The organism is Thermomonospora cellulosilytica (assembly GCF_014138835.1).
In the GTDB taxonomy this organism is placed as follows: Bacteria; Actinomycetota; Actinomycetes; order Streptosporangiales; family Streptosporangiaceae; genus Thermomonospora; species Thermomonospora amylolytica.
This window is the reverse complement of the sequence record NZ_JACJII010000001.1, coordinates 1,812,378-1,839,326: the sequence shown is the minus strand read 5'-3', so window position 1 is coordinate 1,839,326 and position 26,949 is coordinate 1,812,378. Positions and strand designations below refer to the sequence as shown.

The following is a 26,949-nucleotide window of genomic DNA, read 5'->3' as shown; positions in this document are numbered from 1 at the left end:
CTCACCCCTTGACGGCTCCGCTGGTCAGCCCGGAGACGATCCGGCGCTGGAAGAACAGCACGAAGACGATGATCGGAACGGTCACGACCACCGCGGCGGCGGCGATCGACCCCGCCGGGTCCTCGAACTGGGTGCTGCCGGTGAAGAACGAGATGGTGGCCGGCGCGGTGCGGGCCCGGTCCGAGGAGGTCAGCGAGATCGCGAACAGGAAGTCGTTCCAGCAGAAGATGAACGTCAGGATCGCGGTGGTCACCATGCCGGGCATCGCCAGCGGCGCGATCACCTGCCGGAACGCCTGGAACGGGGTGGCCCCGTCCATCTTGGCGGCCTGCTCCAGCTCCCAGGGGATCTCGCGCAGGAACGACGACAGCGTGAAGATCGTCAGCGGCAGCGCGAAGGTGATGTACGGGATGATCAGCCCCGGCCAGGTGTCGAACAGCCCCAGCGCCCGCTCGATCTGGAACAGCGGGCTGACCAGCGAGATCTGCGGGAACATCGCCACCAGCAGGGAGGCCCCGACCAGCGCGTTCTTGCCGGGGAAGTCCAGCCGGGCGATGGCGTAGGCGGCCATCGTGCCGAGCACGATCGCGATCAGCGTGGCGATCAGCCCGATCCCGATGGAGTTGATCAGCCCCCGGGTGAAGTCGGGGTTGTCGAAGATCCCCGTGTAGTTCTCCAGTGTCCACCGGCGCGGGACGAACGACCCGTCGGTGAACGTGCTGGGGTGCTTGAACGACAGCGAGGCGATCCACAGCACCGGGATCAGCGCGTACAGCACCACCAGCAGGTCCACCACCAGCCAGCGGGTCATCACGGCGCGGTCGGCCTTCATCGCCGTTCCCCCTGGGTGCCGGGCGCGCTGATGCCGAACGCCCGGATGAACAGGAACGAGACCGCCGCCACGGTCAGGAAGACCAGCACCGACATGGTGGAGCCGATCCCCAGGTTCAGCCCGCCGATCAGGTTGCGGTAGGCGATCAGCGACACCGAGCCGGTGTCGGCGGCCCCGCCGGTGAGCACGTAGATGTTGTCGAAGATCCGGAACGCGTCCAGGGTGCGGAACAGCAGCGCCACCAGGATCGCCGGCCGCATCAGCGGCAGCGTCACGTGCCAGAACCGCTGCCAGACCGACGCCCCGTCCATCGCCGCCGCCTTGAGCAGGTCGTCGGGCACCAGCGCCAGCCCCGCCATCAGCAGCAGCGCCATGAACGGGGTGGTCTTCCACACCTCGGCCAGGATGATGATCGCCAGCCCGGGGGCCTTCTCGGTGAGCGGCGCAGACCCGGCCGGAAGGGCCTCGGCCAGCCATCCGGTCTCCGGCGTCCAGGCGTACCGCCAGCCGTAGGCGGCGACCACGGTGACGATGCCGTACGGGATCAGCACCAGCGTGCGGATCGCGCCCCGGCCGACCAGCGTCCGGTACATGGCCAGCGCCAGCAGCATCCCCAGCACCAGCTCGATCGCCACGCTGACCACGGTGATCACGACGGTGACCCAGAACGCGTTCCACCAGAACGGGTCGGTCAGCACGGCCGCGTAGTTGTCCAGCCCGACCCACGCCCGCTCGCCGGGGAAGCGCAGGTCGTACCGCTGCAGCGACAGCAGCACCGCGTACAGGATCGGCCAGCCGGTGACCAGCAGCATGACCAGCGCGGCCGGCGCGCACAGCCACAGCGCCAGCCTGCGCTGCGCGGCCTTCTCCTCGCTGATCCTCCGCCGGGCGTACCGCGCGGGCACCCGCGTGATCATGGGAGGACCCCCTTGCTCTGCAGGGCCTCGGAGATCAGCTCCCGCAGCCGGTCCTCGGTCCGGGCGGGCTCGATCGCGTCGGGGGGCGACAGGACGGCGGAGGTGACCGTGGAGACGTTCTGGTAGGTGGGGGTCTTGGGGCGCGGCGCGGCGGTCTGCAGGGCGTCCAGGATGGCCTGCCGCATCGGGTACGCCTTCGCCATCTCCGGCTCGTCGTAGACGGAGCGGATGGTGGGCGGGAGCCCGTCGCGGACGGCGGCGATCTTCTGGCTCTCGGCGTCGCGCAGGCACAGCGCCGCCTCGTACGACTCGCGCGGACGCTCGGTGTAGGCGCTGACCCCGAAGTTGCCGCCGCCGAGCGGGGCCCGTCCCGGGCCGTCGATGCCGGGGTACGGCGCCCACCTGAAGGCGCGCAGCATGTCGGGCCGGTTGGCGGCCATCGACGCGTACACGAACGGCCAGTTGATCTGGAACGCGGCGCGCCCGCTCTCCATCGCCAGCCGGACGTCGTCCTCCCGCATGCTCGGCAGGGACGGGTCGGCGGCGCGGGACCGGGCGAACGCCCGCATGGTGGCGAGCGCGGTGCGCGCGGGCGCGCCCAGCGAGACGCGCTCGCCGTCAGGGGTGAGGATGCCGCCTCCCGCCGACTGGACCAGGCTGTTGAACCACACCACCAGGCCCTCGTAACGGGCCCCGGTGACCTCGCCGTAGTGCGGTCTGCCCTGGGCGGCGAGCCGGGCCGACTCGCGCATCAGCCCGTCCCAGGTCCGCGGCGGCCTGGGGATCAGGTCGGAGCGGTACCACAGGAGCTGGACGTTGGTGTTGTAGGGCGCGGCGTACAGCCGGCCCTTCCAGACGGCGGTCTCCAGCGGCTTGGCGAGGGTGCCTTCGCGGACGCGGCGTTCGTGCTCGCCGGTCCAGGGGCGGATCCACCCGGCCTCGGCCAGCTCGGCGGTCCAGGTGACGTCGAGGCCGAGCACGTCCAGGCCGGTGTCCCCGGCGGCGAGCCGGCGCACGAGCTGCTCGCGCTGGCCGTCGGCGTCGCGCGGGAGGGTGTTGAGGACGATGCGGTAGCGGCCCGCGGCGAGCCGGTTGCAGCGGTCGACGAGCGCGCCGATGTTCTCCTGGGGGGCGTTGTAGAGGTTGACGACGGGCCGCCCGGTGCTCCCGCCCCCGCAACCGGCGACCGTACCGGCCAGCACCGCCGCCAGCGCCGGCGCCGCCGCACGTCTCCACCCGGGAGATCGGTTGCGCGTCCTCGAGCGAGCCCCCCGCATGCGGGGCCTCATACCCAGCATCGAACGGATCACCCACCGTGATGACCGCAGCTCACGGCACGGATAGTCGATATTCCCGATTGACTTGGTCGTGAATTTCTGTCATCGTCGTGGGCATGCGTTCCGACGTCCTGTGGTGGCGACGCCGCCATGTCGACCTGCGCCGCCAGGCCAGCGCGCTGTGTCCGGTCCGCGCGTTCTGAAGCGAGACCCTTTCCGGACCGACACCTCGAGGACGAGGCATGACCCTGAGCACCTCGCTGCCGACCGTGGCCGAGATCGCCCGGTCGCTGGCCGCCGACCCGGGACGCTGGATCGACCGGGTCCGGCTCAGCGTTCCCGAACGCTGGTACGAGCGGCTGCACCACGACTCCCGGCACGAGATCTGGCTGATCAGCTGGATGCCGGGCCAGTCCACCGGGCTGCACGACCACGGCGGCTCGCGCGGCGCGTTCGCCGTCGCGCTCGGCGGCCTGCAGGAGGACGACCTGCACGGCCGCCGGACGCTGGAGGCGGGCGACCTGCGCGAGTTCGGCCCCGACCACATCCACTCGGTCACCAACGCCACCCGGGCCCCCGCCGTCAGCGTGCACGTCTACTCCCCTCCGCTGACCTCGATGAACCGCTACGACCTCACCCCGGACGGCGAGCTGGTCCGGCTGGCGACCGAACGGGCGGACCAGTGGTGAGCGGGCCCCGCTCGATCGACCAGGTCCTCGCCGAGGCCCGGCGCCGCCTCGTCCGGCTGACGCCGGGCGAGGCGTACCGGGAGTTCGCCGAGGGCGACGCGGTGCTGGTGGACATCCGCCCGCAGGCGCACCGGGCCGGCGAGGGCGAGATCCCCGGCTCCCTGATCATCGAACGGAACGTCCTGGAGTGGCGGTTCGACCCGGCCAGCTCCGCCCGGCTGCCCGAGGCCACCGGCTACGGGCTGCGGGTCATCGTGATCTGCTCGGAGGGCTACACCTCCAGCCTGGCCGCCGCCTCCCTGCAGGACCTGGGCCTGAACCGCGCCACCGACGTCATCGGCGGCTACCGGGCCTGGCGCGCCGTCGGCCTGCCGACCACGGGCGCGCCCTGGCCCGCCGAACCCGACCCCACCTACCACTGACCGCCCGCTTCCGAGGAGACCCCCATGACCCGCTGCCGCATGCCGCGTACCGGCCACGTCCCGCACCGCACGGGGAGGCGTCGATGAGCGGCATCGTCACCCTGGCGGGCAACCCCCGCACCGCCTCCCGCACCCGCCACGTGGCCGTCGAGGCCACCCGCACCCTGGCCGAACGGCTCGGCCGCAGCGGCCCCGACGAGGTCGTCGACCTGTCCGGGCTGGCCGCGCAGATCTACTCCCCCGAACCCACCGGCGACCTGGACGACGCCCTCAAGACCACCGCCGACGCCGACGTGCTGGTGGTGGCGAGCCCCACCTACAAGGGGACCTACACGGGACTGCTGAAGTCGTTCCTGGACCTGCTGCCCAGTGGCGCGCTGCACGGAACGGTGGCGCTGCCGATCCTGGTGCTGGGCGACCCCAGGCACTCCCTCGCGGTGGAGGTGCACCTGCGCCCCCTGCTGGTGGAGCTGGGAGCCCACGTCCCCACGCCGGGCCTGGCCGTCCTGGAGTCGCAGCTCCGCACCCTGGACGAGGTCCTCGCCGGCTGGCGGCCCCAGATCCCCTGGCTGGAGGTGCCGGCGTGACCGAGACCCTGACCCACAGCCCGGTCGACACCCGCCGCTTCCGCCGCGCCCTGGCCCTGCACGCCTCCGGCGTCGTGGTGGTCACCGCCCGCAACGCCGCGGGCGACCCGGTCGGCCTCACCGCCACCTCGTTCTCCTCGGTGAGCCTGGACCCGCCGCTGGTCTCCTTCTACGTCGCCAAGTCCTCCGCCACCCGGCCCGACCTGGCCCAGGCGGAGGTCTTCGCGGTCAACCTGCTGGCCGCCCACCAGGTCGACGTCGCGGCCCGCTTCGCCCGGAAGGACGTCGACCGCTTCGCCGTCCCCACCGCCTGGCACCCCGGCCCCGCCGGCGTCCCCCTCCTGGAGGAGGTCACCGCCCACCTGCTGGCCGTTCCGTACACCACCGGCGAGATCGGCGACCACCACCTGGTCGTCGGCCTCGTCATCGGCACCCGCACCGGCCACGGCGGCACGCCGCTGCTCTACCACCACGGCCGCTTCGGCCGCTTCCTGCCCTACTCCTCCTAGACCCACCGCGGCGGGGGTGGCCGCCGCGGTGCTCGAAAAGCTTCGGCCCGGTCCCGTGTTCGGGGGGACCGGGCCGAAGCGCATGAGCGACGAGCCCCGCCCCGCCGCCCGGTCTGTCCGGTCACCGACGAACGGGAGGAACGATGATCATCGTGGCGGGCGCGCTCCATGTGGATCCGGCGGAACGGGACGCCTACCTGTCCGGCTGCCGTCGCGTCATCGAACTCGCCCGGTCGGCTCCCGGCTGCCTGGACTTCGTGCTCGCGGCCGACCCGGTCGACGCCGGACGGATCAACGTGTACGAGCGGTGGGAGTCCGACGCGCACCTGGAGGCGTTCCGCGGCGGTGGGCCGGACGCCGGGCAGGCGGCGGCGATCCGGGACGCGCACGTCAGCAGATACCGGATCGACGCCGTCGAGCCGGCATGACATCGGTGAGCGGCCTGTCCGCATTCCGCGGGTGATCCATCCGGCCGCCGCCACCTGGGAGCCTCGCGAACGCACAGGCCCGGCGTGAGGAGGAAAGGAGAGCGCCGCCCCCGCTTCTTGAGGGCGGCGCTCGTTTCCTGTGAGGTCAGGCGGTGGCCTTCAGGGCGGGGGCGGAGCCCCGGTGGCGGAGTTCGGGGAGGACGCCCTCGCCGAACCAGTAGGCCTCCTCCAGGTGGGGGTAGCCGGACAGGATGAACTCGGTGATGCCGAGGTCGGCGTACTCCTCGATGCGGTCGGCGACCTCCTTGTGGCTGCCGACCAGGGCGGTGCCCGCGCCGCCGCGGACCAGGCCGACGCCCGCCCACAGGTTGGGATGGACCTCCAGGGCGCGGGGGTCGCCGCTGCCGCGGAAGCCCTCGTGGAGGGCGCGCATCCGCTGCTGGCCCACCGAGTCGCTGGCCGCCAGGGACTGCTGGGCCCTGGCGACGACGGCCGGGTCGAGGGCCGACAGCAGGCGGTCGGCCTCGCGCCAGGCCTCCGCGGAGGTGTCGCGGCTGATGGTGTGCAGCCGGATGCCGAAGCGCAGGGTGCGGCCCTGCTCGGCGGCCAGCCGGCGCATCCAGGCGATCTTCTCGGCGACCTGGGCGGGCGGCTCCCCCCAGGTGAGGTAGACGTCGACGTGCTTGGCGGCGACCGGCCCGGCGGGCTTGGAGGAGCCGCCGAAGTACAGGTCGGGGACGGGCTCGATGCCGCCCGCGACGGTGGCGCCCTCGACCCGGTAGTGGTCGCCGGCGAAGTCGAACGGCTCCGGCCCCCACGCGCCCCGCACGATGGTCAGGAACTCGTCGGTGCGGGCGTACCGCTCGGCGTGCTCCAGATGGTCGCCGAAGCGGGCCTGCTCGGCGCGTTCACCGCCGGTCACCACGTTCAGCAGCAGCCGGCCGCCGGAGATCCGCTGGTAGGTGGCGGCCATCTGGGCGGCCAGGGTGGGCGAGATCGCCCCGGGCCGGAACGCCACCAGGAAGCGCAGCCGCCTGGTCTCCCGGATCAGCGCGGCGGTGGTCAGCCAGGCGTCCTCGCACCACGTTCCGGTCGGGGTGAGCACCGCGTCGAAGCCCAGTTGCTCGGCCGACCGGGCGATCTGCGCCAGGTAGTCGATGTCGGGCGCCCGGAACCGGTCGGCCGTGCCCGGCCCGCCGGAGGGGACGGCCAGGCCCCGGGGGATGTTGTGCCCGCCGCCGACCAGGGAGCGGCCGTCCCCGGTGGTGGGCAGGAACCAGTGGAACGTCAGCGTCATGTCAGGGGCTCTCTCAACTGCTCGGGACGGTGTCGTTGAAGCGCCGGTCGAAGTAGCCGGAGAAGTCGAACCGGCCCGGGATCAGCCCGATCTCGGCGAACGCGTCCGCCAGCCGCTGCTCCTCGGCGATCACCGCGTCGTCGACGCGGATGATCTCGGTGAACCGGCGCAGGTGGGCGCGTTCGGCGACCGGGACGGGCAGCCCGGTGTCGGCGGCCCACCGCCCGGCCCACTCCTTGTGGTGCGTGTTCGCCCACTTCAGAGCCGTCCGGTAGCGGTTCAGGAAGTCCTTGAGGGCGGCGGTCTTGGCCTGGTTGTCCAGTGCCGAGCGGGAGGTGATCTGGAAGCCGTAGCCGTTGGTGTAGCCGTTGCCGTCGGCGAGGATGCGGGCCCCGGTCTGGATCTCGGCCTGCGCGGTGTACGGCTCCCAGGTGGCCCAGGCGTCGATCCGGCCGCCGGTCAGGGCGGTGAGGGCGTCGGCGGGCTGCAGGTACTGGGGCTGGACGTCGCCGTAGGCGATGCCGTGCCTCTTCAGCACCGACAGCAGGTGGTAGTGCGCGGAACTGCCCTTGGCGACGGCGATCTTCCTGCCGCGCAGCTCGGCCGGCGACCGCAGCGGCGAGTTCTTCGGCACCACGATCGCCTGCCCGTCCCGCTTGGACTCGACGGCGCCGATGATGACGATCTCGGAGCGGGCGGCGGCGGAGAACACCGGCGGGGTGTTGCCCACCACGCCGAAGTCGACCGCCCCGGCGTTGACCGCCTCCAGGATCGGCGGCCCGGAGGTGAACAGCGACCAGCTGATCTTGTACGGGACGCCGTCGAGCTGCCCGGCGGCCCCCAGCAGGGACTGCAGGCTCGACCCCTTCTGGTCGCCGACCCGCAGCGTCACCTGGGAGATGTCGGACGGGCCGTCGTCGCCCCCGCCGCAGGCCGCGGCGGCCACCAGGGTGAGCGCCGCCAGCAGGGCGGCGGTCAGGCGCCTCATGGGGTCACCCCCAGCCGGTCCAGCAGCACGGCGCGCAGCCGGACCAGGTCGCCGTGGTCGCGCTGCCGGGGCCGGTCCAGGTCGACGGTGGTCTGGTGGGCGATCCGCCCGTCCTCCAGGACCAAGACCCGGTCGGCCAGCAGCAGCGCCTCGTCCACGTCGTGGGTGACCAGCAGGACTCCGGGGCGGTGCCGTTCCCACAGGTCCAGCACCAGCTTGTGGACGTTGATGCGGGTGAGCGCGTCCAGGGCGCTGAACGGCTCGTCGAGCAGCAGCAGGGACGGCCGCCGGACCAGGGCGCGGGCCAGCGAGACCCGCTGGGCCTCGCCGCCGGACAGGGTGAGCGGCCAGGCGTCGCGGTGCCCCAGCAGCCCGACCTCGGCGAGCGCGGCGGCGGCAGCGGCGGCCGGGTCGGGGTCGTCCAGGCCGAGCGCCACGTTCGCGCCGACCCGCTTCCAGGGCACCAGCCGGGGTTCCTGGAAGGCGACCGACACGGTGCCGGGGACCTCCAGTTCGCCGCCGGAGGCCGGCTCCAGCCCGGCCAGCGCCCGCAGCAGCGTGGACTTGCCGGAGCCGCTGCGGCCCAGCAGGGCCACGAACTCCCCGGCGCCGATCTCCAGGTCCAGGCCGTCCAGCACGGCCCGGTCGCCGAACCGCTTGACCAGCCCGCGCACCCGCGCGGCGGTCCGCTCGGGGGCCGTCAGCCCAGGAAGTCGCGTCGCCATGCCAGCGCCCTCCTCTCCAGCAGCCGGACGACCGCGTCGGTGAGCAGCCCGAGCAGCGCGTAGGTCACCAGGCCGACCACCACCACGTCGGTGCGCAGGAACTCCCGGGCGTCGTTGATCATGAAGCCGAGGCCGGCGTCGGCGTTGATCTGCTCGGCCACGATCAGCGCCAGCCAGGCGACCCCGAGGCTCTGCCGCAGCCCGACCAGGGTCTGCGGCAGCGCGCCGGGCAGCACGATGTGCCGGACCAGCGCCGGCCGCGACAGCCGCAGCACCCGGCCCAGCTCGGCCAGTTTGGAGTCCACCCCGCGGATCCCGGCGTGGGTGTTGAGGTAGAGCGGGAACGCCACGCCGAACGCCACCAGCGCGATCTTGGGCGTCTCGCCGATCCCGAACCACAGGATGAACAGCGGGATCAGCCCGAACAGCGGCAGCGCCCGCAGCATCTGCATGGGCGGGTCCACGGCGTGGTCGCCGAGCCGGCTGAGCCCGGCGGCCAGGGCCAGCCCGATCCCGGCGGCGGCGCCGAGCGCGAACCCCAGCGCGGCCCGGCGCAGCGAGACGCCCAGCGCCTGGGTCAGCGTGCCGTCCCGGAGGAGGTCGTAGGCGGTGGCGGCGATGGTGGAGGGTGCGGCCAGCAGCCGTTCGGGGAGCAGTCCGGTGCTCCCGGCGAGCTGCCAGACCAGCAGGATGACGAGGGGACTTGCGGCGCGCAGCAGGGCGTCCCGGGGCGGCCGGATCGGCACGCTCCGGACACGGCGGCCCACCGGGCGCGCCAGCTCGATCGGGGGTGCGGACAACAGGAGGGTCCTTCCGTTGAGGCCGGTCGACTGGTGGTTCGAGAGGCGTCAGCGGGGACACAGCGCGCTGGCCTGCCGTCGCAGATCGACGTGCAGGCGCGCGACCAGGCGACGGAGCTCGGTGATGCGCACCCCGGCAGGATGACCTACTTTTCCTACCAAATCAATAGTTATTAGGGTCACCCCCTGATCGCGGGCGGGACGGGCGGGGTGCATCATGGGGCACGCGTCGCCGACCCCCGAGGAGTTGCCATGCCGGCCCGGACCGAGACGGTCACCGTCGCCGACGGCTCGTTCGCCATGCCCCTCTGGCTTCCCGCGGGCGGCACCGGGCCGGGGATCCTGCTGATCCAGGAGATCTACGGGGTCGGGCCGTACATCATGGCCGTGGCCGAGGACCTGGCCGGGATGGGATACGCGGTGGGGGCGCCGGACATGTTCTGGCGGATCCGCCCCGGATGGGTCGGCGAGCACACCGAGCGGGGCACGCGGGAGTCGATCGAGCTCGCGTCACGGTTCGACGGGCGGGCCGGGGTGGCCGACCTCGGGGCGGCGCTCGACCACCTCAAGGGGCTGCCGGAGGTCACCGGCGGCGTCGGCGCGCTGGGCTTCTGCTTCGGCGGCTCGATGGCCTACCTGCTGGCGGCCGAGCGGGACGACCTGGCCGCGTGCGTGTCGTTCTACGGCTCCCAGGTGCCGGGCGCACTGGACCTGGCGCCGCGGATCGGCTGCCCGATCCAGTTCCACTTCGGCGGCTCCGACCCGTACATCCCGCGCGAGCAGGTCGCCGCCGTGGAACGGGCGGTCGCCGGCATGCCGAACGCGGAGATCCACGTGCAGGAGGAGGCCGGGCACGCCTTCCACAACCGCAAGTCCGCGATGTTCCACCAGCCGGAGGCCGCGGACCGGGCGTGGCGGCTGACCGAGGGGTTCCTGGCCCGCCATCTGCCCGCCTGAGCGGGTCCCGGGCGGACGGGGTCGGGTGACCACGGCGAAGCTCCGCGGGGCGGGCACGTCTGGCCCGCTCCTCGGGCGTCCCGGGGAGCGCCTCCCCGGACCGGCGGGTCAGCCCAGGTCGTAACCGGCCAGCAGGGCCTGCAGCTCCGGCATGGAGATCAGCCCGTCCCGGTCGCTGTCGGCGACCTCGAACCGGTCCTGGGTCTCGTGCCGCGACCACGACAGCCCCAGCTCCTCCAGGATCACCGTGAACCCGACCAGGTCCAGCTTCCCGTCGCCGTCCACGTCGATCCGCCGGAACGCGGTGTGCAGGCCGTCATCGATCGATTCGGCGGTCATACCACTCCTCACTGTGGTCGATGAATCCTCCGCGGCGGCGCCACGGGCCGGGCCCGGCACTCGTGACGGTGGGCCGGAACACGCCGCCTGGCCCCCGGCACATCGCCGGAAGGATTCAGGTGTCCGGCATCATGACATACGTACGACGTGTCCCCATGGCGACACGTTCCTACGCACGGGATGAATCCTCGATGAGCGAGAATCGTCACCGTGTGGTTCGGGATCTTGGGGGCGACCGAGGCGCGGCTCGACGACGGGGCCCAAGTGGCGGTGGGCGGCCCCCGGGTGCGGGCGCTGCTGGCCCTGCTGCTGCTCGACCCCGGTCGCGTCGTCCCGGTGGAACGCCTGATCGACGGCCTGTACGGACAGGACCCGCCGGCGGGCGCGGCCAACGCCCTGCAGTCGCAGGTCTCGCGGCTGCGCCGGGGACTGCGCGGCGGCCTGGTGGAGTTCCACCCGGCCGGGTACCGGCTGGCCGTCGACCCCGACGACGTGGACGTCCACCGGTTCGGCCGGCTCGCCCGGGAGGGACGGCGGGCGCTGGACGCCGCCGACCACGCCCGCGCCGCCCGGCTGCTGCGCGAGGCGCTCGGCCTGTGGCGCGGCCCGGCGCTGGCGGACGTGGCCGACGCCCCGTTCGCGGCCGCCCAGATCGCCCGGCTGGAGGAGCTGCGGGCCTCGGCCGCCGAGGACCTCGCCGAGGCCGAGCTGGGGCTGGGCCGGCACCGTGACGCGGTCGGCGACCTGCAACACCTGGTGGAACGACACCCGCTGCGGGAACGCGCCCGCGCCCTGCTCATGCGCGCCCTGTCCGGCAGCGGGCGGCAGGCCGAGGCGCTGGCCGTCTACGAGGACGCGCGGCGGACCCTGGCCGAGGAGCTGGGCGCCGACCCCTCCCCCGAACTGGCCGCCGTCCACCTCGCGATCCTGCAAGGGGAGGCCGCCGGGACCCCTGCGGCGGCCACCGCGCCCAGGCTGCCCGCCCGGCTCACCTCGTTCGTCGGGCGCGCGGAGGAGCTGCGCCGCGTCGGCGACCTGCTGTCCACCGGGCGGCTGCTCACCCTGACCGGGCCCGGCGGCGCGGGCAAGACCCGGCTGGCGCTGGAGGCGGGCGCGCTGGAGCCCGGCGAGGTCTGCTTCGTGGACCTGGCCCCGCTCGGCGACGGGGCCGAGGTCGCCGGCGCCCTGCTCGGCGCGCTCGGGCTGCGCGAGAGCGGGCTGCTGCCCACCCCCGGCGAGGCCCCCGCCGACCCGGTGGACCGCCTGATCACCGCGCTGGCCGACCGCCCGATGCTGCTCATCCTGGACAACTGCGAGCACGTCATCGACGACGCCGCCCGGCTGGTGCACCGGCTGCTGGGGGCCTGCCCCCGGCTGCGGGTGCTGGCGACCAGCCGGGAGGCGCTCGGGATCACCGGCGAGGCGCTGTGGCCGTTGCCGCCGCTGCCGGTTCCGCCGCCGGGCACCCCGCCGGAGCGGGCGCTGGAGTATCCGGCGGTGCGGCTGTTCGCCGACCGGGCCGCCGCCGTCCGGCCCGGCTTCATCGTGGACTCCGGCAACGTGGACCTGGTGCTGCGGATCTGCCGCGGCCTGGACGGGCTGCCGCTGGCGATCGAGCTGGCCGCGGCCCGGCTGCGTTCGCTGGCGCCGGAGGAGATCGCCGCGCGGCTGGACGACCGGTTCCGGCTGCTGTCGCGCGGGGACCGGACCGCCGCCCCCCGCCACCAGACGCTGCGCGCGGTGGTCGGATGGAGCTGGGAACTGCTGGACGGGCGGGAGCAGATGCTGGCCCGGCGGCTGACGGTGTTCGCCGGGGGCGCGACCGCGCGGACGGCGGCGCAGGTGTGCCGGATGCCCGCCGACGAGGTGGACGAACTGCTGGCCGGGCTGGTCGACAAGTCCCTGGTGTACCGGGACGGCGACCGCTACCGGATGCTGGTCACCATCCGCGCGTTCTGCGCCGAACGGCTGGACGAGGCGGGCGAGGGCGAGGAGTTCCGGCTGGCCCACGCGCGGCACTACCACGAGCTGGCCCGCACCGCCGACCCGCATCTGCGCCGGGCCGAGCAGCTCGACTGGCTGGCCCGGCTGGCCGCCGAGCACGACGACCTGCACGCCGCGCTGCGGCGCGCGATCCGCCTGGACCCGGTGCTGGCGCTGCGCCTGGTGGCGGCGCTGTCGTGGTACTGGTGGCTGCGCGGCCGGGCGGAGGGCGCGCAGCTGGCCGCCGAGCTGCTGGCGGCGGTGGGCGACGAACCGCCCGGCGACCTGGGCGAGGAATGGGTGCTGTGCGTGGCCAACGCCGCGTTCGGCGGGCTGCTCGGCGACTCGCTGGACCGCCGGCTGGAACTGGCCGAGCGGATCCGCGGGCAGATCGACCGGCCGCTGCGCTGGCCCGCCGGGATCGTGATGTGGGCGCTGCTGGGAGGCCCGGAGCGCACCAGCATGGAACAGCACCTGATGCACGTCGGCGACGACCCGTGGGCGCAGGCCATCACCCACATCGGCGACGGCTTCCAGCACCAGTTCGCCGGTGAGCCGGACCGTGCCGAGCCGGAGTTCCAGGCCGCCCTCGAACGGTTCCGCGCAGTCGGGGACCGCTGGGGGATGGCCAACGCGCTCGACCCGCTGGCCCAGCTCGCCGCCTGGCGGGGCGACGGGGCGCGCTTCCACGCGCTCATCAACGAGGCCCTGGACCTGGTGGAGCAGCTCGGTGCCCACGAGGAGCGGGCGGCGCTGCTGGCGCTGCGCGCCGAGGGGCTGGTCCGCGACGGCGACTACGCGGCGGCCCGGGCCGACTACGTGCTGGCGGCCGAGGTGGCCCGCCGCGCCGGGGCCGCCCACATGGCCGACGGCATGCACCACGGGCTCGGCGAGCTGTCCCGCAGGCTCGGGGACCTGGCGGCGGCGCGGCGGCATTACGAGGCGTGCCTGCAGGCCGCGGCGGGGACCTGGTTCGCCGCCGGGTGGACCCGGTCCCAGGCGCTGGTCGGGCTGGGGTGGACGGCCGAGGCGTCGGGCGACGTCGAGCGGGCCAGGACCCTGCACCGCCAGGCGCTGGAGCTGGCCCGCGAGCACGGGAACATGATGTTCGTCGCCGACGCGGTGGACGGTCTCGCCGGGATCGCGCTCGCGGACGGCGACGGGAAGCGGGCGGCGCTCCTGCTGGGGGTCGCGGCCATGCTGCGCGGGAGGCCCGCGTACACCGGCCCCGACACCGCCCGGGTCGCCGCCGGGGTCCGGGCGCTGCTGGGCGAGGAGGCGTTCCAGGCCGCCTACGAGCGGGGACGGGAGATGGACCGGGAACGGGCGCTGCGGCTGGCGGGCGGCTGACGGTCCGCGCGCCGGGCGCCGTCAGCGGGCGGTGCGCGGCCGGTCAGCGCGGCGGCCGACCGTACGGTCATGACAACGACCGTCGAAGGGCCGGTCGGGACCGGCCGCAAGTGGGGGACGCTGGTCATCGCCTGCCTGGCCGTCCTCGTGCTGAACATCGACCTGACCGTGCTGCACCTGGCGCTGCCCGGCCTGCAGCGGGACCTGGCCCCCTCGGCGACCGAGCTGCTGTGGATCGCCGACGCCTACGGGTTCGCGCTGGCCGGGCTGCTGATCACGATGGGGTGCCTGGGGGACCGGATCGGCCGCCGCCGGCTGCTGCTGATCGGCACGTTCGCGTTCGGCGCGATGTCCGCCGTGACCGCGTACGCCGGCAGCCCGCAGGCGCTGATCGCGGCGCGGGCGCTGCTCGGGGCGGCGGGCGCGACGATCATGCCGTCCACCCTGTCGCTGATCCGCAACGCGTTCACCGATCCGCGGGAGCGCACCATGGCGGTCGGCGTCTGGGGCGGCGTCGGGGCGATCGCGGTGGGGCTCGGCCCGCTGGTCGGCGGGGTGCTGCTGGACCGGTTCTGGTGGGGCTCGGTCTTCCTGATCAACGTGCCGATCATGACGCTGCTGCTGGTGGCGGGCCGGTTCGTGCTGGTGGAGTCGCGTAATCCGCGACCGGGCCGGCTGGACGCGGCCGGGGTGCTGCTGTCGATGGCCGGCGTGGTCGGGGTGGTCTACGCGATCAAGGAGGCCGCGCACGGGCGGTGGCAGGCGGACCCGGCGGTGGCCGCCGTGATCGGCCTCGGCTGCCTGGCTGCGTTCGTGCGGCGGCAGACCCGGCTGGCCGACCCGCTGATCGACGTGCGGCTGTTCCGGCGGATCGCGTTCAGCGGGTCGGTGGTCGTCGGCATGTTCGCGATGTTCGCGCTGGTCGCCTCGTCGCTGATCTTCGCCCAGTACTTCCAGTCCGTGCTGGAGTGGTCGCCGCTGCGGGCCGGGCTGGCCGGGCTGCCGGGGGCGCTGGCCGCGATGGCCGGCGGCGCGCTGGCCGCACCGCTGATCACCGTGCTCGGCCGCGCCCGGGTGATCGCGGCGGGACTGGGGGTGGCGGCGGCCGGCTTCGCCCTCTACCTGAACGCCGGGACGGCCGCCGACTACCCGGCGCTGCTGCTCGCCATGGTCCCGGCGGGCCTGGGCATGGGCATGGCGCTGACCGTGACCTCCGACACCATCCTGGCCTCCGTCCCCAAGGAGCGCGCCGGCGCGGCCTCGGCCATCTCCGAGACCGCCACCGAACTCGGCGGGGCGCTGGGGATGGCCGTCCTCGGCAGCGTGCTGACCGCCGCGTACCGCGGTGACCTGGCGCTCCCGGCGAGCCTGCCGCCCGCCGCGGCCGAGGCGGCCCGGGACTCCCTGGGCGGGGCGCTGGCCGCGGCCTCCGCGCTGCCCCCGTCCCTGGCCGGTCCCGTGGTGGAGGCGGCCCGGCAGGCGTACGTCCACGGCATGCACGTCGCCCTGCTGTGCGGCGCCGCGCTCGCCGCCGTGGTCGCGGTCACCGCCCTGCGCGCCCTGCGCGACGTTCCGGCGGTGATCGAGGACCGGGAGGACGCGTGATGTCACATTCCGGGTGCCGTACCGGGTCTCCAGGGGCGTGACAGGAACGTCTTCGCAGGGATTCGGAGGGTGCCGATGCTGGGCGGGCTGAGCGGGCTGGCGCTGCGCCGCGGACGGGCGGTGCTGGTGGTCGCGTTGCTGTTGTCGCTGGTCGGAGGGGCCGCGGCGCCGACCTTGTTCGGAAGACTGTCCGCGGGCGGATTCGACGCCCCGGGAGCCGAGTCGGGCCGGGCGGCGGCCGCGCTGCGGGAGGACTTCGGTCAGGGCCGGCCCAACCTGGTGCTGCTGGTGCGGGCACCGGCCGGGGTCGACGACCCGGCGGTGATCCGCGCAGGTCAGGCGCTCACCGCCCGGCTCGCCGCCGAACCGGGGGTGACGAACGTCACCTCGTACTGGAGCGCGGGGCGGGCTCCCCAGTTGCGCGGTCAGGACGGGCGCAAGGCGATCGCGGTGGCGACGATCGTCGGCGACGAGAACGCCGTCGCCGACCGGATCGAGGACCTGCTGCCCCGGTACGAGGGCGCCCGGGACGGGCTGCAGGTGCAGGTCGGCGGCTACGCCCGGCTCCAGCACGAGATGAGCGCCCAGAGCGAGGAGGACGTCAAGAAGGGCGAGATGTTCACCTTCCCGGTGGCGCTCGTGGCCCTGGTGCTGGTGTTCGGGGGGCTGGTCGCGGCCTCGCTGCCGATGGTGGTGGCGATGGTGACCACGCTGCTGGGGATGGGCGCGGTGTGGGTGCTGGCGGGCCTGACCGGCATCGGCGTGATCTCGGTCAACGTGGTCACCATCCTGGGACTCGGCCTGGCCATCGACTACAGCCTGCTGATCGTCAACCGGTACCGGGAGGAACTGGGCGGCGGGCTGTCCCCGGCGGACGCGCTGCGGGCGACGATGGGCTCCGCCGGCCGCACCGTGGTGTTCTCGGCGGTCACCGTGGCGGTCGCGCTGGCGGGGCTGGCGATGTTCCCGCTGATGGCGCTGCGGTCGATCGCGTACGCGGGAGTGCTGACCGCGCTGCTGGCCGCGGCCGCCTCGCTGACCGTGCTGCCCGCCCTGCTGGCGGTGGTCGGTCCCCGGATCGACCGGGGCCGGGTGCTGCGGCGCGGCTCCGCGGGCCGCGGACGGCGGGTGGAGGAGGGGTTCTGGCACCGGCTGGCGTCGTTCGTGATGCGCCGTCCGGTGCCGGTGGCGACGGTGGCGGTGGCGTTCCTGGTGCTGCTCGGCCTGCCCGCGCTGGGCATGAAGGTGGGCACCCCGGACGAGCGGGTGATGCCGTCCTCGTCGGTGTCCCGGCAGGTCGCGACCACCCTGCGGGCCGAGTTCTCCACCGGGGAGCAGAACGCGCTGCAGGTCGTCGCGCCGTCCGCGCCCGACCGGCGGCAGGTCGCCGCGTACGCCGCCGCGCTGTCCGCCCTGCCCGACGTGGCCCGGGTGGACACGGTGACCGGCGGCTACGCCCGCGGCGCCCAGGTGACGCCCGCCGGGCCCGCCCACGCGCGGTACGCGGGCCAGGGGACGGCGGTGTACCTGTCGGTGATCCCCGTCCCGGGCGACCCCGACGCCGCCGAACGGCTGGTGGGCGACGTCCGCGCGGAGCCCGCCCCGTTCCGGACGCTGGTCGGCGGCACGCCGGCGGTCAGCGTGGACACCACGGCGGCGCTGGTGGACCGGCTCCCGTACGCGCTGGCGGTGGTCTCGGCGGCCATGGTGGTGCTGCTGTTCCTGCTGACCGGGAGCGTGCTGCTGCCGTTCCTGGCGCTGGTGCTCAGCGCGCTCAGCCTGACCGCCGCGTTCGGAGCGCTGGTGTGGATCTTCCAGGAGGGGCATCTGAGCGGGGCGCTCGGCGGGTTCACCGCCACCGGGGAGCTGACCTCCACGGTGCCGGTGATGCTGTTCGCGATCGCGTTCGGGCTGGCCATGGACTACCAGGTGTTCCTGCTGGCGCGGATCCGCGAGGAGTACGAGGCGACCGGCTCGGGCACCGCGGCGGTGGCGCTCGGCCTGGAGCGGATCGGCCGGATCGTGACCGCCGCGGCGGTGCTGATCTCGATCGTGTTCCTGGCGTTCCTGGTCTCGGGAGTCACGTTCGTCAAGGCGTTCGGGGTGGGGCTGCCGCTGGCGGTGCTGATGGACGCGACCCTGATCCGGGGCGCGGTGCTGCCCGCGGCGATGCGGCTGTGCGGGCGGGCCACCTGGTGGGCGCCGGGACCGCTGCGCCGCCTGCACGCCCGGTTCGGGCTCCGCGAGGGCGGGGCGTCCCCCGCCGGGGCTACCCCCGAGGTAATCGCGGTGGCTACCTCCCGCTCGTAGCGTCGCAGGTGAACGCGATCGCTCGCGAAAGGGGACTGCGATGACCGCCATTCTCTCCACCGTCCGTGGAACCGGGCTGCTGCGCGCCGCGCTGCGGGCCGACGCCGTGATCACCGGGGCCAACGGGCTGGCCTACCTGGCGCTCGCCGGGCCGCTGCACGACCTGCTCGGGCTGGAGCCCGGACCGGGCCGGGCGATCGGGGCGTTCCTGCTGGTCTACGCGGTGGCGGTGTGGGCGGTGTCGGCGCCCGCGGCGATCCGGCGCGGCCCGGCCATGGCGGTCGTGGAGGCCAACCTGCTGTGGACGGCGCTGAGCGTCGTGGCCGTCGTCACCGGATGGCTGGAGCTGAGCCCGGCCGGGAACGTGTGGGCGGTGCTGCAGGCGGCGGTGGTCGCCGGTTTCGCCGCCGTCCAGTACGCGGGGCTGCGCCGTTCCTGATCCCCGACCTGCCGGGCCCGGCCGCCGTCATGGCGCCGGGCCCGGACGATTGTTTGCCGTCGCATTGATTTCCGGTGCGTTCCAGCCGGTCACAGCCCCGGTAGGGGTGGATTCCAGGCCACCGGCTGGAGGTGGGGCTTGTTCAGAGGCAAGGCGTGGCCGCTGCGCGCCCGGATGACGCTGCTGACCTGCAGTGCCATGGCCGCCACCTGCCTGGCCGCCGGCATCCTGGTGCTCGGCGGCATCCGCAACGAGGTCGTCTCCTACGAGCGCCACCGCACCGAGAAGGTCGCCCACAGCGTGCTCCACCAGCTCGAACGCGGCCGCCTCCGACAACCCCTGGACTCCCCGCACGGCATCCTGGTCCAGGTCGTCGACGCCCGCGGGCGGGTCGTCGCCTCCGTCCCGGAGCTGGCCGGCCGGCCCCCGATGGCCGCGTTCCAGCCCGCTGAGGACACCTCCATGCAGGCCCGCACGCTGTGCCCGCCGCGGGGCGTGGACCGCTGCATGGACGTGCTCGCGCTCCGCGCCTACGACCAGCCCGGCGGCGACTGGATGATCTACGCCGCCGACGACGCCGTTCCCTGGTACACCAGCGGGGTCCTCGTCGCCTTCCTCATCGCGATATCCCTCGCCCTGCTGCTGCTCACCGCCATCGGCACCGCCCGCACCGTCGACCGGACCCTCGCCCCCGTGGAGGCCATCCGCGCCGAACTCGCCGAGATCACCGCCTCCGACACCGGCCGCCGCGTCCCCGTCCCCAAGACCCGCGACGAGATCAGGCTGCTGGCCGAGACCGTCAACGCCACCCTGGCCCGCCTGGACGCCTCCCTCACCCAGATGCGCCGCTTCACCTCCGACGCCTCCCACGACCTGCGCACTCCCATCGCCGCCGCCCGCGCCCAGGTCGAGGAGGCCCTGCTGTACCCCGAGGAGACCGACTGGCCCGTGATGGCCATCGAGGTCCTGCACAGCCTCGACCGCCTCCAGGCCATCGTCACCGACCTCCTCGAACTGGCCGCCCTGGACGCCGGCGCCAAGCAGCCCATCGAGACCGTCGACCTCGCCGCCCTGGTCACCAACGAACTCGACCGCCGCCCCCGCCGCGTCCCCGTCACCACCTCCCTGGCCTCCGGCGTCACCGTGCTGGGCGAGCCCCTCCGCCTCTCCCGCCTGCTGACCAACCTCCTCGACAACGCCGAACGCCACGCCGTCTCCGAGGTCCGCGTCACGGTCCGCACCGAGGACCGCACCGCCGTCCTGGAGGTCCTCGACGACGGCAGCGGCATCCCTCCCGAACACCGCGAACTGGTCTTCCAGCGCTTCACCCGCCTGGACACCGCCCGCAACCGCGACTCCGGCGGCACCGGCCTGGGCCTCCCCATAGCCCGCCAGACCGCCCAGGCCCACGGCGGCACCCTCGACGTGGAGGACAGCCCCAAGGGCGCCCGCCTGGTCCTCCGCCTCCCCCTCCACACCCCGTCCGGCGACTAGGAACGCCCTGCACCCCGCGCCACACCGACCCCCCGGTTATCAAGTTGGCGCATGTACCGGGCATCGCGTATGCTCTCCAGCGTTGCCAGCACGGCCCCGGTCAAAGCAACGGCAACCAAGGTCCTGTGGAGCAGTTAGGAGTGCTCGCCACCCTGTCAAGGTGGAGGTCGCGGGTTCAAATCCCGTCAGGACCGCCAAGGCGCCAGACGCCTTGGGCAGGTAGCTCAGTCGGTACGAGCGTCCGCCTGAAAAGCGGAAGGTCGGCGGTTCGACCCCGCCCCTGCCCACCCACCCCCTCTGAGCAGCGAGAACGCCGGTAAAGGATCATCCAACGCCGGTGTACACCGCTTGAACAGAGGAAAACTTTCCACCGATGGGTACGACCCGTACGCGGCGGCCGAAGAACCTCCGAGCCGGTTCGTTCCAGGCCGCGATCAACTCGTTCGTCCTCCATCTCAACGCCGAGGGGAAGTCCCCCAAAACCGTCCGGACCTACGCAGAGGCCGCACAGTGGTTCGCCGCAGAACATCTGCGGACCAACACCGATCACACCGACTGGGAAGACGTCACACCCGACGATGTGCGCGCCTGGATGGTCTGGCTGCTGGACCAGTACTCCGACAGCTACGCCAACAACCAGTACCGGGCCCTGCAGCAGTTCTTCAAATGGTGGTCCACCGACGAGGAGCTGCCCGACCCGATGGCCAAGCTCCGCCCGCCCTCGGTCGGCGAGAAGGTCGTCCCGGTCTTCACCGAGGAAGAACTGGCAAAACTCCTCAAGCAGTGCGAAGGGAAGACCTTCGAGCAGCGCCGGGACTACGCCATCCTGTCGCTGTTCAAGGCCACCGGCCTGCGCCTGTCGGAGCTGGCCGGCATCACCTATGACCCCGAGGATCCCGAGCGCAGTGATCTCGATCTCATGCGCCGGGAACTCCTGGTCACCGGAAAGGGAAGCAAGCAGCGCATCGTCCGGTTCGGCCACCACGCCGCCCGATCCATCGATCGCTACATCCGCGTCCGCGCCAAGCACACCTACGCCTCCAGCCGCCGTCTGTGGCTGGGCACCAAGAACCGCCCGCCCATGACCGCCAACGGCATCTACCAGATGGTCGTCCGCCGCGGCGAGCAATGCGGCGTGGCCGTCCATCCGCACAAGTTCCGGCACCACTTCTCCCACACCTGGCTCGACAAGGGCGGCGCCGAGGGCGACCTCATGGAACTCAACGGCTGGTCCTCACCCCAGATGCTCCGCCGCTACGGCCGCAGCGCCGCCAGCACCCGAGCCCGCCGCACCTACGACCGAATCATGGAAGACGACATCTGACAGCCGAGTCCAAGCCGGGTGTGGCCGTGGCCAGGTCTTCGCGGCCACACCCCGGCCACCTCGATGAGTGTCAGTCGGGGCACCACTCGCACATCAGCCGTCATCCGTGCTCAAGAGCATCTCGCGGGTCACCAGACGACTGGCAGCGCTTGCGGGCCGCGCATCTGTCGGCTGGCGCGCCATGGAACGTCGTGTGCGGGGACGGCCAGTCTCAGGTCGGGGAGTTCGGTCGTGAGGGCGCGGATGGCGATGGTCGTCTCCAGTCGGGCCAGGCGGGCGCCTGGGCAGTAGTGCGGGCCGTGTCCGAAGGCCAGGTGTCCTGTGGTGTCGCGGGAGGGGTCGAAGGTGTCGGGTGAGGGGAACTGACGGGGGTCCCGGTTGGCCGCGCCCAGCGCGACCATGACCTTCTCCTCGGCCGGGATTTCCACGTCTGCGTAGCAGACGGGTTCGCTGGTGAAGCGGATCGTGGCGATGCCGAACGGGGATTCGTATCTCAGGGTTTCTTCGACCACCGCGTCCACGATGCGCGGGTCGGACTGGACGGCGCTGTGCACGGCCGGGTGCGTGAGCAGTATCAGGGCGGTGTTGGCGATGAGGTTCGTTGTCGTCTCGTGGCCGGCGATCAGTGTCAACGTGAGCAGGGAGATCAGTTCCTGCTCGGTGAGCGCGTCGCCTCCGTCGCGTACTGCGATCAGGTCGCTGGTCAGGTCACTGGCGGGGCGGGTTCGTTTGGCTGCGACGAGGTCGGCCATGTAGCCGCTGATGTGGTGCGATGCCGCATCGCGTAGTCCGGGGTCGCCGGCCAGGAAGAACGAGTTCGACCAGGCGTGCACCTGGGTTCGATCGCGCTCGGGCACGCCGAGCAGGTCGCAGATGAGGGTGAGGGGCAAGGGGATGGCGAGATCTGCGACCAGGTCCGCTCGTCTCTGCTGCTTGAGGCGTTCCAGAAGGCGCGCGGTCACCTGCTCGATGCAGGGGCGCAGCCGCTCGGTCGCGTTCGCTGTGAACGCCTTGCTGACCAGCCGCCGGAGCCGGGTGTGCTCGGGAGGATCGGTGGCGAGCAGGGAGTAGCGGATCGCCGGCGCGATGTTGCGCAGGTTTCCCTCTCGGGCGAACAGGTGCTGGTATCGGCTGGTCTGCTTGCTGAGACGCGGGTCCGCCAAGGCGGTACGGCTCTCTGGGTATCCGGTGATCAGCCAGAACGGGTAGCGGGTGGTGATGCGCTGCACGGGGCCGGTGGCCCGCAGCCGTGCATAGATGGGATAGGGGTCGCGGAAGAAGGCGGCGTCAAACACGGGCCCCTCCCTGAGGCTGCTGTGTGCGCGGCGCGGACATGGCCGGCGCTTCGATCACGGGGGAGGTGAGTGAGTCGGCGACCTCGGCGAGCCAGGTCGCCTCCGCGACGAGATCCGTCAGGTCACCGGTCCCGTGGAGGTCATCGGCGGAACGAGTGGCTGGCTCCTTCCCCGTTCTTCGTGCCTGGAGGGCGGCCGTGACGACACCGGCGACGATGGCGGCCTGGTACCTGCGCCCGGTGAGCCCGGCCTGCTGGGCGGCCCGTGCCGCGTTCGCTCTCACCTCAGGGTCGCTGTACGGCTGGAGCGCCATGAGCCCGTCGCGGATCTCGATCACCCGGCGATGCAGCCGCCGGCGAATACCGGTCCAGCGCGGCACCGGCAGGACTATGTGGGGGAACTCCTCGCACAGGGCCGTCCACAGCGGGCGCAGCCGACGGTAGAGCCGCAGGTATCGCATCCCTCGGATCGGCGCCGCCAGACGTGGCCCCCAGGCCGGGATGGTCATCCCGATGACGATCAGCAACACCGCCGCCACGGGGAAACCCACAGAGAACATGCATCCCGCGGGAGTGAACGCGGAAGGGCAGGCCCGGTCGTGTCCTGGGAGGGGAGCTGGAAACCCCATGGCCTGTGCCAGCACGACGACGACCTTCTCCGCCAGGTAGGCGAGCGCCAGAACGCAGCCCGCACCGACCGCGCAAAGTCCTGCCTTCATCGCCGTGCGGGTCGCGTGGCGGGTGTACTTGGCCGCCAGGGTCAGCATGTCGACCATCGCCATGCCGAGCCCGCCTGCATAGATGAGGTTGTACAGGACGAGCGCCGGGTGGTCCCGATACAGCGGGCCGAAGTCCCCGATCCGGGGAGGCAGAGGGTCACTCAGGAAGAGAACCGTCATCAGAGCTATCGCCGCAGCGAATACTCGGGCTCTCCGGCGGATCATCCGCCTGGCGACATCAGGGGGACGGCCGACGTTGAGCATCTGTATCACGATGCCCAGCGCGGCCAGCATCGTGCACACGTTGGACACGAGACGCCCGAGATTCGGATAGATCCGGTTCTCGATCTCCTGAGCCGAGTCGGACAGCAGCACGAAGGCGAACCCCAGGGCCATCAACAGCAGACACGACGACCGCTGCCCCGGTGCCGGCGATGGACTCTTACGCAATCCGTATGCCTTGTATGCCGCCGCAACGAACACGAAGAGCGCAACTCCTAAGAACAAGCGATCGATCATGGCGATTGATGCCCAATCATCTGGTCAGAGGATCGGCGGGACGGGGCGAGGCCGGACTGACCGCGCGATGGCCATCTGATGTCGCATGACCAGACGGTGGGCCCCAGCTCCTCTCCAGCCTGTCCAGAACTTCGGCCACCTCAGGGTCGTCGACGGTCGGGACTTCCGTCGTGCGCCCGGCTCTCGCGTGGACCAGGGTGGCGAAGTATTCGGCCTCCCACTCCTGTTCGCTGGAGTAGGCGGTCCGCCCGAGGATCTTCCTCACAAGGGCAGGGTCGACGTCGGGGGCCAGCAGGTGAGCCAGGTCCGCCAGCCCCACATCGTTCTCTTCGTGCTCCAGCAGGAGGTGCCCGATCTCGTGGAGGGCGATGTGATCACGGTGATAGCGGGTAGTCCCGTCGGCGACGAAGACATAGTCGACCGTCTTCGCCGGAATGCACAGGCCGCACGGAGCTCCTGGCGCCATCGGAATGGGCGACGGCATGATCCTCAATGGCCGACCGCGCCTATGCGCCAGAAGAGCACAAAACTCCCGCAGGTCCCACGGGTCAGGAATGTCGAGTCGTCTGACCAGGTCGAGGCATCGCTGCCGTGGAGCACGCTTCGAAATGATCACCCAGTCCCCGATCCGTCGATGCCGGAGCAGCGTCGCCCGGATATTACGCAGAGAAGGCTTGCAGAGCAATCATCAAAGGCGGAAGCCGTAGCACAGCCGAGTTCGCCTCCATATCCCCAGGAAAACGCCTACTCCATGCGATAACGCCATATTCATCGGATCGGGGGCCGAGAGAACTCCCCGTCGGTCTCGACAACCGTTGCACAAGCTCATCAACGGGCTGTTTCCATCCTGATCGTGCAGGTCACAGGGTGGTTGCGGGGAGCGGGTTTCGGCGTGACACGGCAAAGCTCCCGGTAGATGCGGAGTCGACCAAGACGAACCGCCCTGCCAGGAGTTTGGGGCGTTGTTCCATCGCGCCGCCCTCGATCTGTCGCCCCCGGTCTCGCACGTTCGTGGCCGACCTGTGATCGCCGTCGCCGGATCGGCTCGCGGTGGCGGGCATTCCGCCCGGCCGCCCAGCCCTGCTGGTCCTGGTGCACCTGCGCCACACGAGACCTTCCCCGTCCTGGCCGCGGCCTTCGGCGTCGGGCTGGCGACCGCCCACCGCTACGCCACCGAGGTCATCGCTCTTGCTGGGCAGTTCGGTCTGCCGGTGGATCTCACGGAGACGGTCGGCGAGGGCCTGCCGGGCGACCTGGAGGCCTGAGGAAGGCGCAGGACGACGCGGGGGCATGCTCAGCGGACGATGCGGAACTCGGCGTGGTCGGTGGCCCGCTCCCACACGGCCTCGAAGATCGCCGCGGTCACCTTACCGATCTCGGGATCATCGACGAGTTGTTTGCCGATCGGCCGTCCCTGGCCGTCGAACAGGTTGTACAGCACCCGCCGCCTGTCGATCAGCCAGAAGTCGTTGCCCGGCAACAGCAGATCCGTGGCATGGGCCCGGTCCAGCCAGCGCACGCTCTCGCCGGCCTCCACGTTCTGCCACGTACACGCGTGCTCGAACGCGATGTAGTCGGACACCGGCACCGACACGATCCGCGCCTGCGCATCCGCACTCCACGTCCCACCGTCGCGGCCGTCAGCTCCCACCAGGGGTGAACCTCACGCGGCAGTTCGGTGCGATGCTCAAGCCACCAGCGGTAACGCTCGTCCTCGATGTCGACGGCGTAGGAGTCCCGCAGCTCGAGGTGGTCGAGACTGGACGATGCGGACCCGAACAGCTCGGCCCAGCCCTCAGTTCCCAGCGTCGCCGGAAGCTCCGTCATCTCCAGCATCAAGTTCCTCCAGCCTCTCCAGCGCCCTACACGGGATCGGAGCCATCCGGTGCGGGATCCGCACGACGTTCCCGTCGTCGCGGATCCCACCGAACGCCCGGCACTCCTCGACCGTCGCCTCCTCCGCCGCCCAGCCCAAGATCGCCAAGTCCAGGGTGCTCGAGTCCACCCCAGATCGTGGGGGCTCTCCCTGGACCTGTTCCAGCTCGGCGAACACGGTGGCCGGCCTGCGAGAAGGGTCGGACCGGACTTGGCGGCAGGTGTCAGCGAGCGGCAGGTGCGAGCCGGACCGGCAGCGGGTGAGAGATGGGTGAACGTGGACGGTCCCCGGGACCGGCCCGGAGAGGCCGCCCCTCCGGAGGCCGGTCACCGCTCTGCGGATTGTCGCCGAGGCGATGGAGTGAGCCGGGCCGGGGACGGGCGTTTGACCGCAAGCTTGGTTGAGGTGTCAGGGTTGGGCCATGACCACACAGAACGACACGACCCTTCTCTTCCGCAACACCATGCGCATCACCGACGGCCATCTGGAGAGCTTCCGCAGCGCCATCGTCCGGGCCGTGGAGTTCGCACAGCAGCACGGACCGCAACTGATGGTGCAGACCTTCGTGGACGAGGAGCGGATGCTCGCGCACAGCTTCCAGCTCTATCGGGACTCTGATGCGGTCCGCACGCACTGGAAGATCGCGGACCCGTACATCCAGGAGGTGATGAAACACTGCCGGGTGGAGCGCTTTGAGGTGTTCGGCGAGCCGGACACCGACGTGGTGGCGGGCGTGCGCTCGGGGGTCGGCGAGCAGTGCTCACTCACGTTCTCCCCCCGTATCGCCGGCTTCGTCCGTTTTACCGCGGCGTCTCAGGCCTGACCAGCGCAACCGTGTGGGATCCGGCCTTGGACAACAACGAGACAGCCGCAGGCGGTAGGGGCTGCAAGCGCCGCAAGGGCCGCAGGCTGGACACACGCAAGAAGCTGTTCAACCAGGCCCACGCCAAGGTCCGTGCTCTCGGGGAACGCGGCGCCGCCACCCTCAAGAGCCGGCACATCCTGCGCAAGGCCCGTTGCTCACCCAGCCGCATGACCATCATCGTCCAGGCCATCCCCACCCTTCACCACCAGGCCAGATGAAGATGTAACGGGCTCTCTGGTTGCTGCCCGGGTCCTCGCCGACGAACTCCAGGGCCATGGCCGCCTCCGTAGCCGAGCGAAGCAGAGGGTCTACGGGCCCAGAGTCGCATCGCCTCGGCGCCGACGAGACCTCGTGACCAGTCCCGGCCATATCCCACACGCCATGCTCGCAGCGGGCTGCCGTCT

28 protein-coding genes, 2 tRNA genes and 1 pseudogene are annotated in these 26,949 nt (G+C 72.2%); 18 read left to right on the top strand and 13 right to left on the bottom strand.

All coding sequences use genetic code 11. The features are described from left to right. Window position 1 precedes the first annotated feature (1 nt). Genes HNR21_RS08870 through HNR21_RS08860 form a run of 3 tightly spaced genes read right to left on the bottom strand, consistent with a single transcriptional unit; the run spans window position 2 to window position 2,951 of the window. Window positions 2-832 (bottom strand): carbohydrate ABC transporter permease, encoded by an 831-nt coding sequence (locus HNR21_RS08870; RefSeq protein WP_119726779.1) that lies wholly within the window; start codon window positions 830-832, stop codon window positions 2-4. Then, the gene (locus HNR21_RS08865; protein WP_182704813.1) at window positions 829-1,749 is read right to left on the bottom strand and encodes a carbohydrate ABC transporter permease; all 921 of its coding nucleotides are present in this window, start codon (window positions 1,747-1,749) and stop codon (window positions 829-831) included. Before HNR21_RS08865 ends, HNR21_RS08870 begins: the two co-directional genes overlap by 4 nt. Further along, on the bottom strand, window positions 1,746-2,951 hold the full coding sequence (locus HNR21_RS08860) for an ABC transporter substrate-binding protein (RefSeq protein ID WP_312880928.1): 1,206 nt from the start codon (window positions 2,949-2,951) through the stop codon (window positions 1,746-1,748). Before HNR21_RS08860 ends, HNR21_RS08865 begins: the two co-directional genes overlap by 4 nt. Window positions 2,952-3,142: 191 nt before the next feature. On the opposite strand from HNR21_RS08860, the gene HNR21_RS36325 reads away from it, so the two are divergent. The 6 genes from HNR21_RS36325 to HNR21_RS08830 all read left to right on the top strand — a co-directional run bounded on the left by HNR21_RS36325 (window position 3,143) and on the right by HNR21_RS08830 (window position 5,661). Further along, entirely contained in the window at window positions 3,143-3,229 is an 87-nt protein-coding gene (locus tag HNR21_RS36325; RefSeq protein ID WP_312881552.1) for a putative leader peptide, read from the top strand. 39 nt (window positions 3,230-3,268) lie between these two features. Next, complete coding sequence (locus HNR21_RS08850) at window positions 3,269-3,715, top strand: cysteine dioxygenase (RefSeq protein WP_119726775.1); 447 nt, start codon at window positions 3,269-3,271, stop codon at window positions 3,713-3,715. Continuing rightward, window positions 3,712-4,137: a rhodanese-like domain-containing protein gene (locus HNR21_RS08845; RefSeq protein WP_312880927.1), complete on the top strand. Its 426-nt coding sequence runs from the start codon at window positions 3,712-3,714 to the stop codon at window positions 4,135-4,137. Before HNR21_RS08850 ends, HNR21_RS08845 begins: the two co-directional genes overlap by 4 nt. A gap of 83 nt (window positions 4,138-4,220) precedes the next feature. Then, complete coding sequence (locus HNR21_RS08840; protein ID WP_182704810.1) at window positions 4,221-4,724, top strand: NADPH-dependent FMN reductase; 504 nt, start codon at window positions 4,221-4,223, stop codon at window positions 4,722-4,724. Next, window positions 4,721-5,233 carry a flavin reductase family protein gene (locus HNR21_RS08835; protein WP_182704809.1) on the top strand — a complete coding sequence of 171 codons (513 nt, stop codon included), beginning with the start codon at window positions 4,721-4,723 and terminating at the stop codon, window positions 5,231-5,233. Before HNR21_RS08840 ends, HNR21_RS08835 begins: the two co-directional genes overlap by 4 nt. A 143-nt stretch (window positions 5,234-5,376) precedes the next feature. Beyond that, entirely contained in the window at window positions 5,377-5,661 is a 285-nt protein-coding gene (locus tag HNR21_RS08830; RefSeq protein ID WP_182704808.1) for a putative quinol monooxygenase, read from the top strand. Between the two features lie 145 nt (window positions 5,662-5,806). Here the strand turns inward: HNR21_RS08830 and HNR21_RS08825 are convergent, their stop codons facing one another. From HNR21_RS08825 to HNR21_RS08810, 4 genes are read right to left on the bottom strand one after another with little or no spacing between them, the layout of a single operon-like run. After that, entirely contained in the window at window positions 5,807-6,958 is a 1,152-nt protein-coding gene (locus HNR21_RS08825; protein ID WP_182704807.1) for an LLM class flavin-dependent oxidoreductase, read from the bottom strand. A 13-nt stretch (window positions 6,959-6,971) separates the two neighbouring features. After that, a complete protein-coding gene (locus tag HNR21_RS08820; RefSeq protein WP_182704806.1) occupies window positions 6,972-7,946 on the bottom strand; it encodes an ABC transporter substrate-binding protein in 975 nt (324 codons plus the stop codon). After that, on the bottom strand, window positions 7,943-8,671 hold the full coding sequence (locus HNR21_RS08815; protein ID WP_182704805.1) for an ABC transporter ATP-binding protein: 729 nt from the start codon (window positions 8,669-8,671) through the stop codon (window positions 7,943-7,945). Before HNR21_RS08815 ends, HNR21_RS08820 begins: the two co-directional genes overlap by 4 nt. After that, window positions 8,647-9,471, bottom strand: a complete 825-nt coding sequence (locus HNR21_RS08810; RefSeq protein WP_182704804.1) for an ABC transporter permease — start codon at window positions 9,469-9,471, stop codon at window positions 8,647-8,649. Before HNR21_RS08810 ends, HNR21_RS08815 begins: the two co-directional genes overlap by 25 nt. 252 nt (window positions 9,472-9,723) lie before the next feature. Here HNR21_RS08810 and HNR21_RS08805 point away from each other — a divergent pair, with 252 nt between their 5' ends. Then, on the top strand, window positions 9,724-10,428 hold the full coding sequence (locus tag HNR21_RS08805) for a dienelactone hydrolase family protein (RefSeq protein WP_182704803.1): 705 nt from the start codon (window positions 9,724-9,726) through the stop codon (window positions 10,426-10,428). 108 nt (window positions 10,429-10,536) lie between these two features. On the opposite strand, the gene HNR21_RS08800 is transcribed toward HNR21_RS08805, so the two are convergent. After that, window positions 10,537-10,767, bottom strand: coding sequence for an EF-hand domain-containing protein (locus HNR21_RS08800; RefSeq protein ID WP_119726764.1), 231 nt, complete (start codon window positions 10,765-10,767; stop codon window positions 10,537-10,539). Between the two features lie 210 nt (window positions 10,768-10,977). Here HNR21_RS08800 and HNR21_RS08795 point away from each other — a divergent pair, with 210 nt between their 5' ends. The 8 genes from HNR21_RS08795 to HNR21_RS08760 all read left to right on the top strand — a co-directional run bounded on the left by HNR21_RS08795 (window position 10,978) and on the right by HNR21_RS08760 (window position 21,272). Further along, window positions 10,978-14,100, top strand: coding sequence for an ATP-binding protein (locus tag HNR21_RS08795; RefSeq protein ID WP_182704802.1), 3,123 nt, complete (start codon window positions 10,978-10,980; stop codon window positions 14,098-14,100). 69 nt (window positions 14,101-14,169) lie between these two features. Next, a complete protein-coding gene (locus HNR21_RS08790; protein WP_182704801.1) occupies window positions 14,170-15,705 on the top strand; it encodes an MFS transporter in 1,536 nt (511 codons plus the stop codon). 75 nt (window positions 15,706-15,780) lie between these two features. Next, the gene (locus HNR21_RS08785) at window positions 15,781-18,015 is read left to right on the top strand and encodes an MMPL family transporter (protein ID WP_182708548.1); all 2,235 of its coding nucleotides are present in this window, start codon (window positions 15,781-15,783) and stop codon (window positions 18,013-18,015) included. A gap of 40 nt (window positions 18,016-18,055) precedes the next feature. Continuing rightward, window positions 18,056-18,454, top strand: a complete 399-nt coding sequence (locus HNR21_RS08780; protein ID WP_182704800.1) for a hypothetical protein — start codon at window positions 18,056-18,058, stop codon at window positions 18,452-18,454. A gap of 138 nt (window positions 18,455-18,592) precedes the next feature. Next, entirely contained in the window at window positions 18,593-19,948 is a 1,356-nt protein-coding gene (locus HNR21_RS08775) for a sensor histidine kinase (RefSeq protein WP_246442038.1), read from the top strand. 119 nt (window positions 19,949-20,067) lie between these two features. After that, window positions 20,068-20,145: transfer RNA gene (locus tag HNR21_RS08770), tRNA-Asp, on the top strand. A 16-nt stretch (window positions 20,146-20,161) separates the two neighbouring features. Then, window positions 20,162-20,235: transfer RNA gene (locus HNR21_RS08765), tRNA-Phe, on the top strand. Window positions 20,236-20,321: 86 nt separating this feature from the next. Then, entirely contained in the window at window positions 20,322-21,272 is a 951-nt protein-coding gene (locus HNR21_RS08760) for a tyrosine-type recombinase/integrase (protein ID WP_182704799.1), read from the top strand. 128 nt (window positions 21,273-21,400) lie between these two features. Here the strand turns inward: HNR21_RS08760 and HNR21_RS36320 are convergent, their stop codons facing one another. From HNR21_RS36320 to HNR21_RS08745, 3 genes are read right to left on the bottom strand one after another with little or no spacing between them, the layout of a single operon-like run. Continuing rightward, window positions 21,401-22,567, bottom strand: a complete 1,167-nt coding sequence (locus HNR21_RS36320; RefSeq protein ID WP_182704798.1) for a cytochrome P450 family protein — start codon at window positions 22,565-22,567, stop codon at window positions 21,401-21,403. Continuing rightward, on the bottom strand, window positions 22,560-23,804 hold the full coding sequence (locus HNR21_RS08750; RefSeq protein ID WP_182704797.1) for an MAB_1171c family putative transporter: 1,245 nt from the start codon (window positions 23,802-23,804) through the stop codon (window positions 22,560-22,562). Before HNR21_RS08750 ends, HNR21_RS36320 begins: the two co-directional genes overlap by 8 nt. 16 nt (window positions 23,805-23,820) lie before the next feature. Further along, window positions 23,821-24,288, bottom strand: a complete 468-nt coding sequence (locus HNR21_RS08745) for a hypothetical protein (protein WP_182704796.1) — start codon at window positions 24,286-24,288, stop codon at window positions 23,821-23,823. A 478-nt stretch (window positions 24,289-24,766) separates the two neighbouring features. Between HNR21_RS08745 and HNR21_RS08740 the strand changes: the two genes are divergently transcribed. Further along, window positions 24,767-25,069 (top strand): hypothetical protein, encoded by a 303-nt coding sequence (locus HNR21_RS08740; RefSeq protein ID WP_182704795.1) that lies wholly within the window; start codon window positions 24,767-24,769, stop codon window positions 25,067-25,069. Window positions 25,070-25,098: 29 nt separating this feature from the next. Here the strand turns inward: HNR21_RS08740 and HNR21_RS08735 are convergent. Together HNR21_RS08735 and HNR21_RS08730 are read right to left on the bottom strand one after the other, a co-directional pair. Continuing rightward, window positions 25,099-25,631 (bottom strand): annotated as a pseudogene (locus tag HNR21_RS08735) (DUF6879 family protein). Next, the gene (locus tag HNR21_RS08730; RefSeq protein WP_182704794.1) at window positions 25,600-25,857 is read right to left on the bottom strand and encodes a hypothetical protein; all 258 of its coding nucleotides are present in this window, start codon (window positions 25,855-25,857) and stop codon (window positions 25,600-25,602) included. The pseudogene HNR21_RS08735 and the gene HNR21_RS08730 overlap by 32 nt, the downstream one beginning before the upstream one ends. Before the next feature lie 244 nt (window positions 25,858-26,101). Between HNR21_RS08730 and HNR21_RS08725 the strand changes: the two genes are divergently transcribed. Both HNR21_RS08725 and HNR21_RS08720 read left to right on the top strand, forming a co-directional pair. Continuing rightward, window positions 26,102-26,503 carry a hypothetical protein gene (locus HNR21_RS08725; protein ID WP_182704793.1) on the top strand — a complete coding sequence of 134 codons (402 nt, stop codon included), beginning with the start codon at window positions 26,102-26,104 and terminating at the stop codon, window positions 26,501-26,503. A gap of 26 nt (window positions 26,504-26,529) precedes the next feature. After that, complete coding sequence (locus HNR21_RS08720) at window positions 26,530-26,763, top strand: hypothetical protein (RefSeq protein WP_182704792.1); 234 nt, start codon at window positions 26,530-26,532, stop codon at window positions 26,761-26,763. Window positions 26,764-26,949 lie beyond the last annotated feature (186 nt).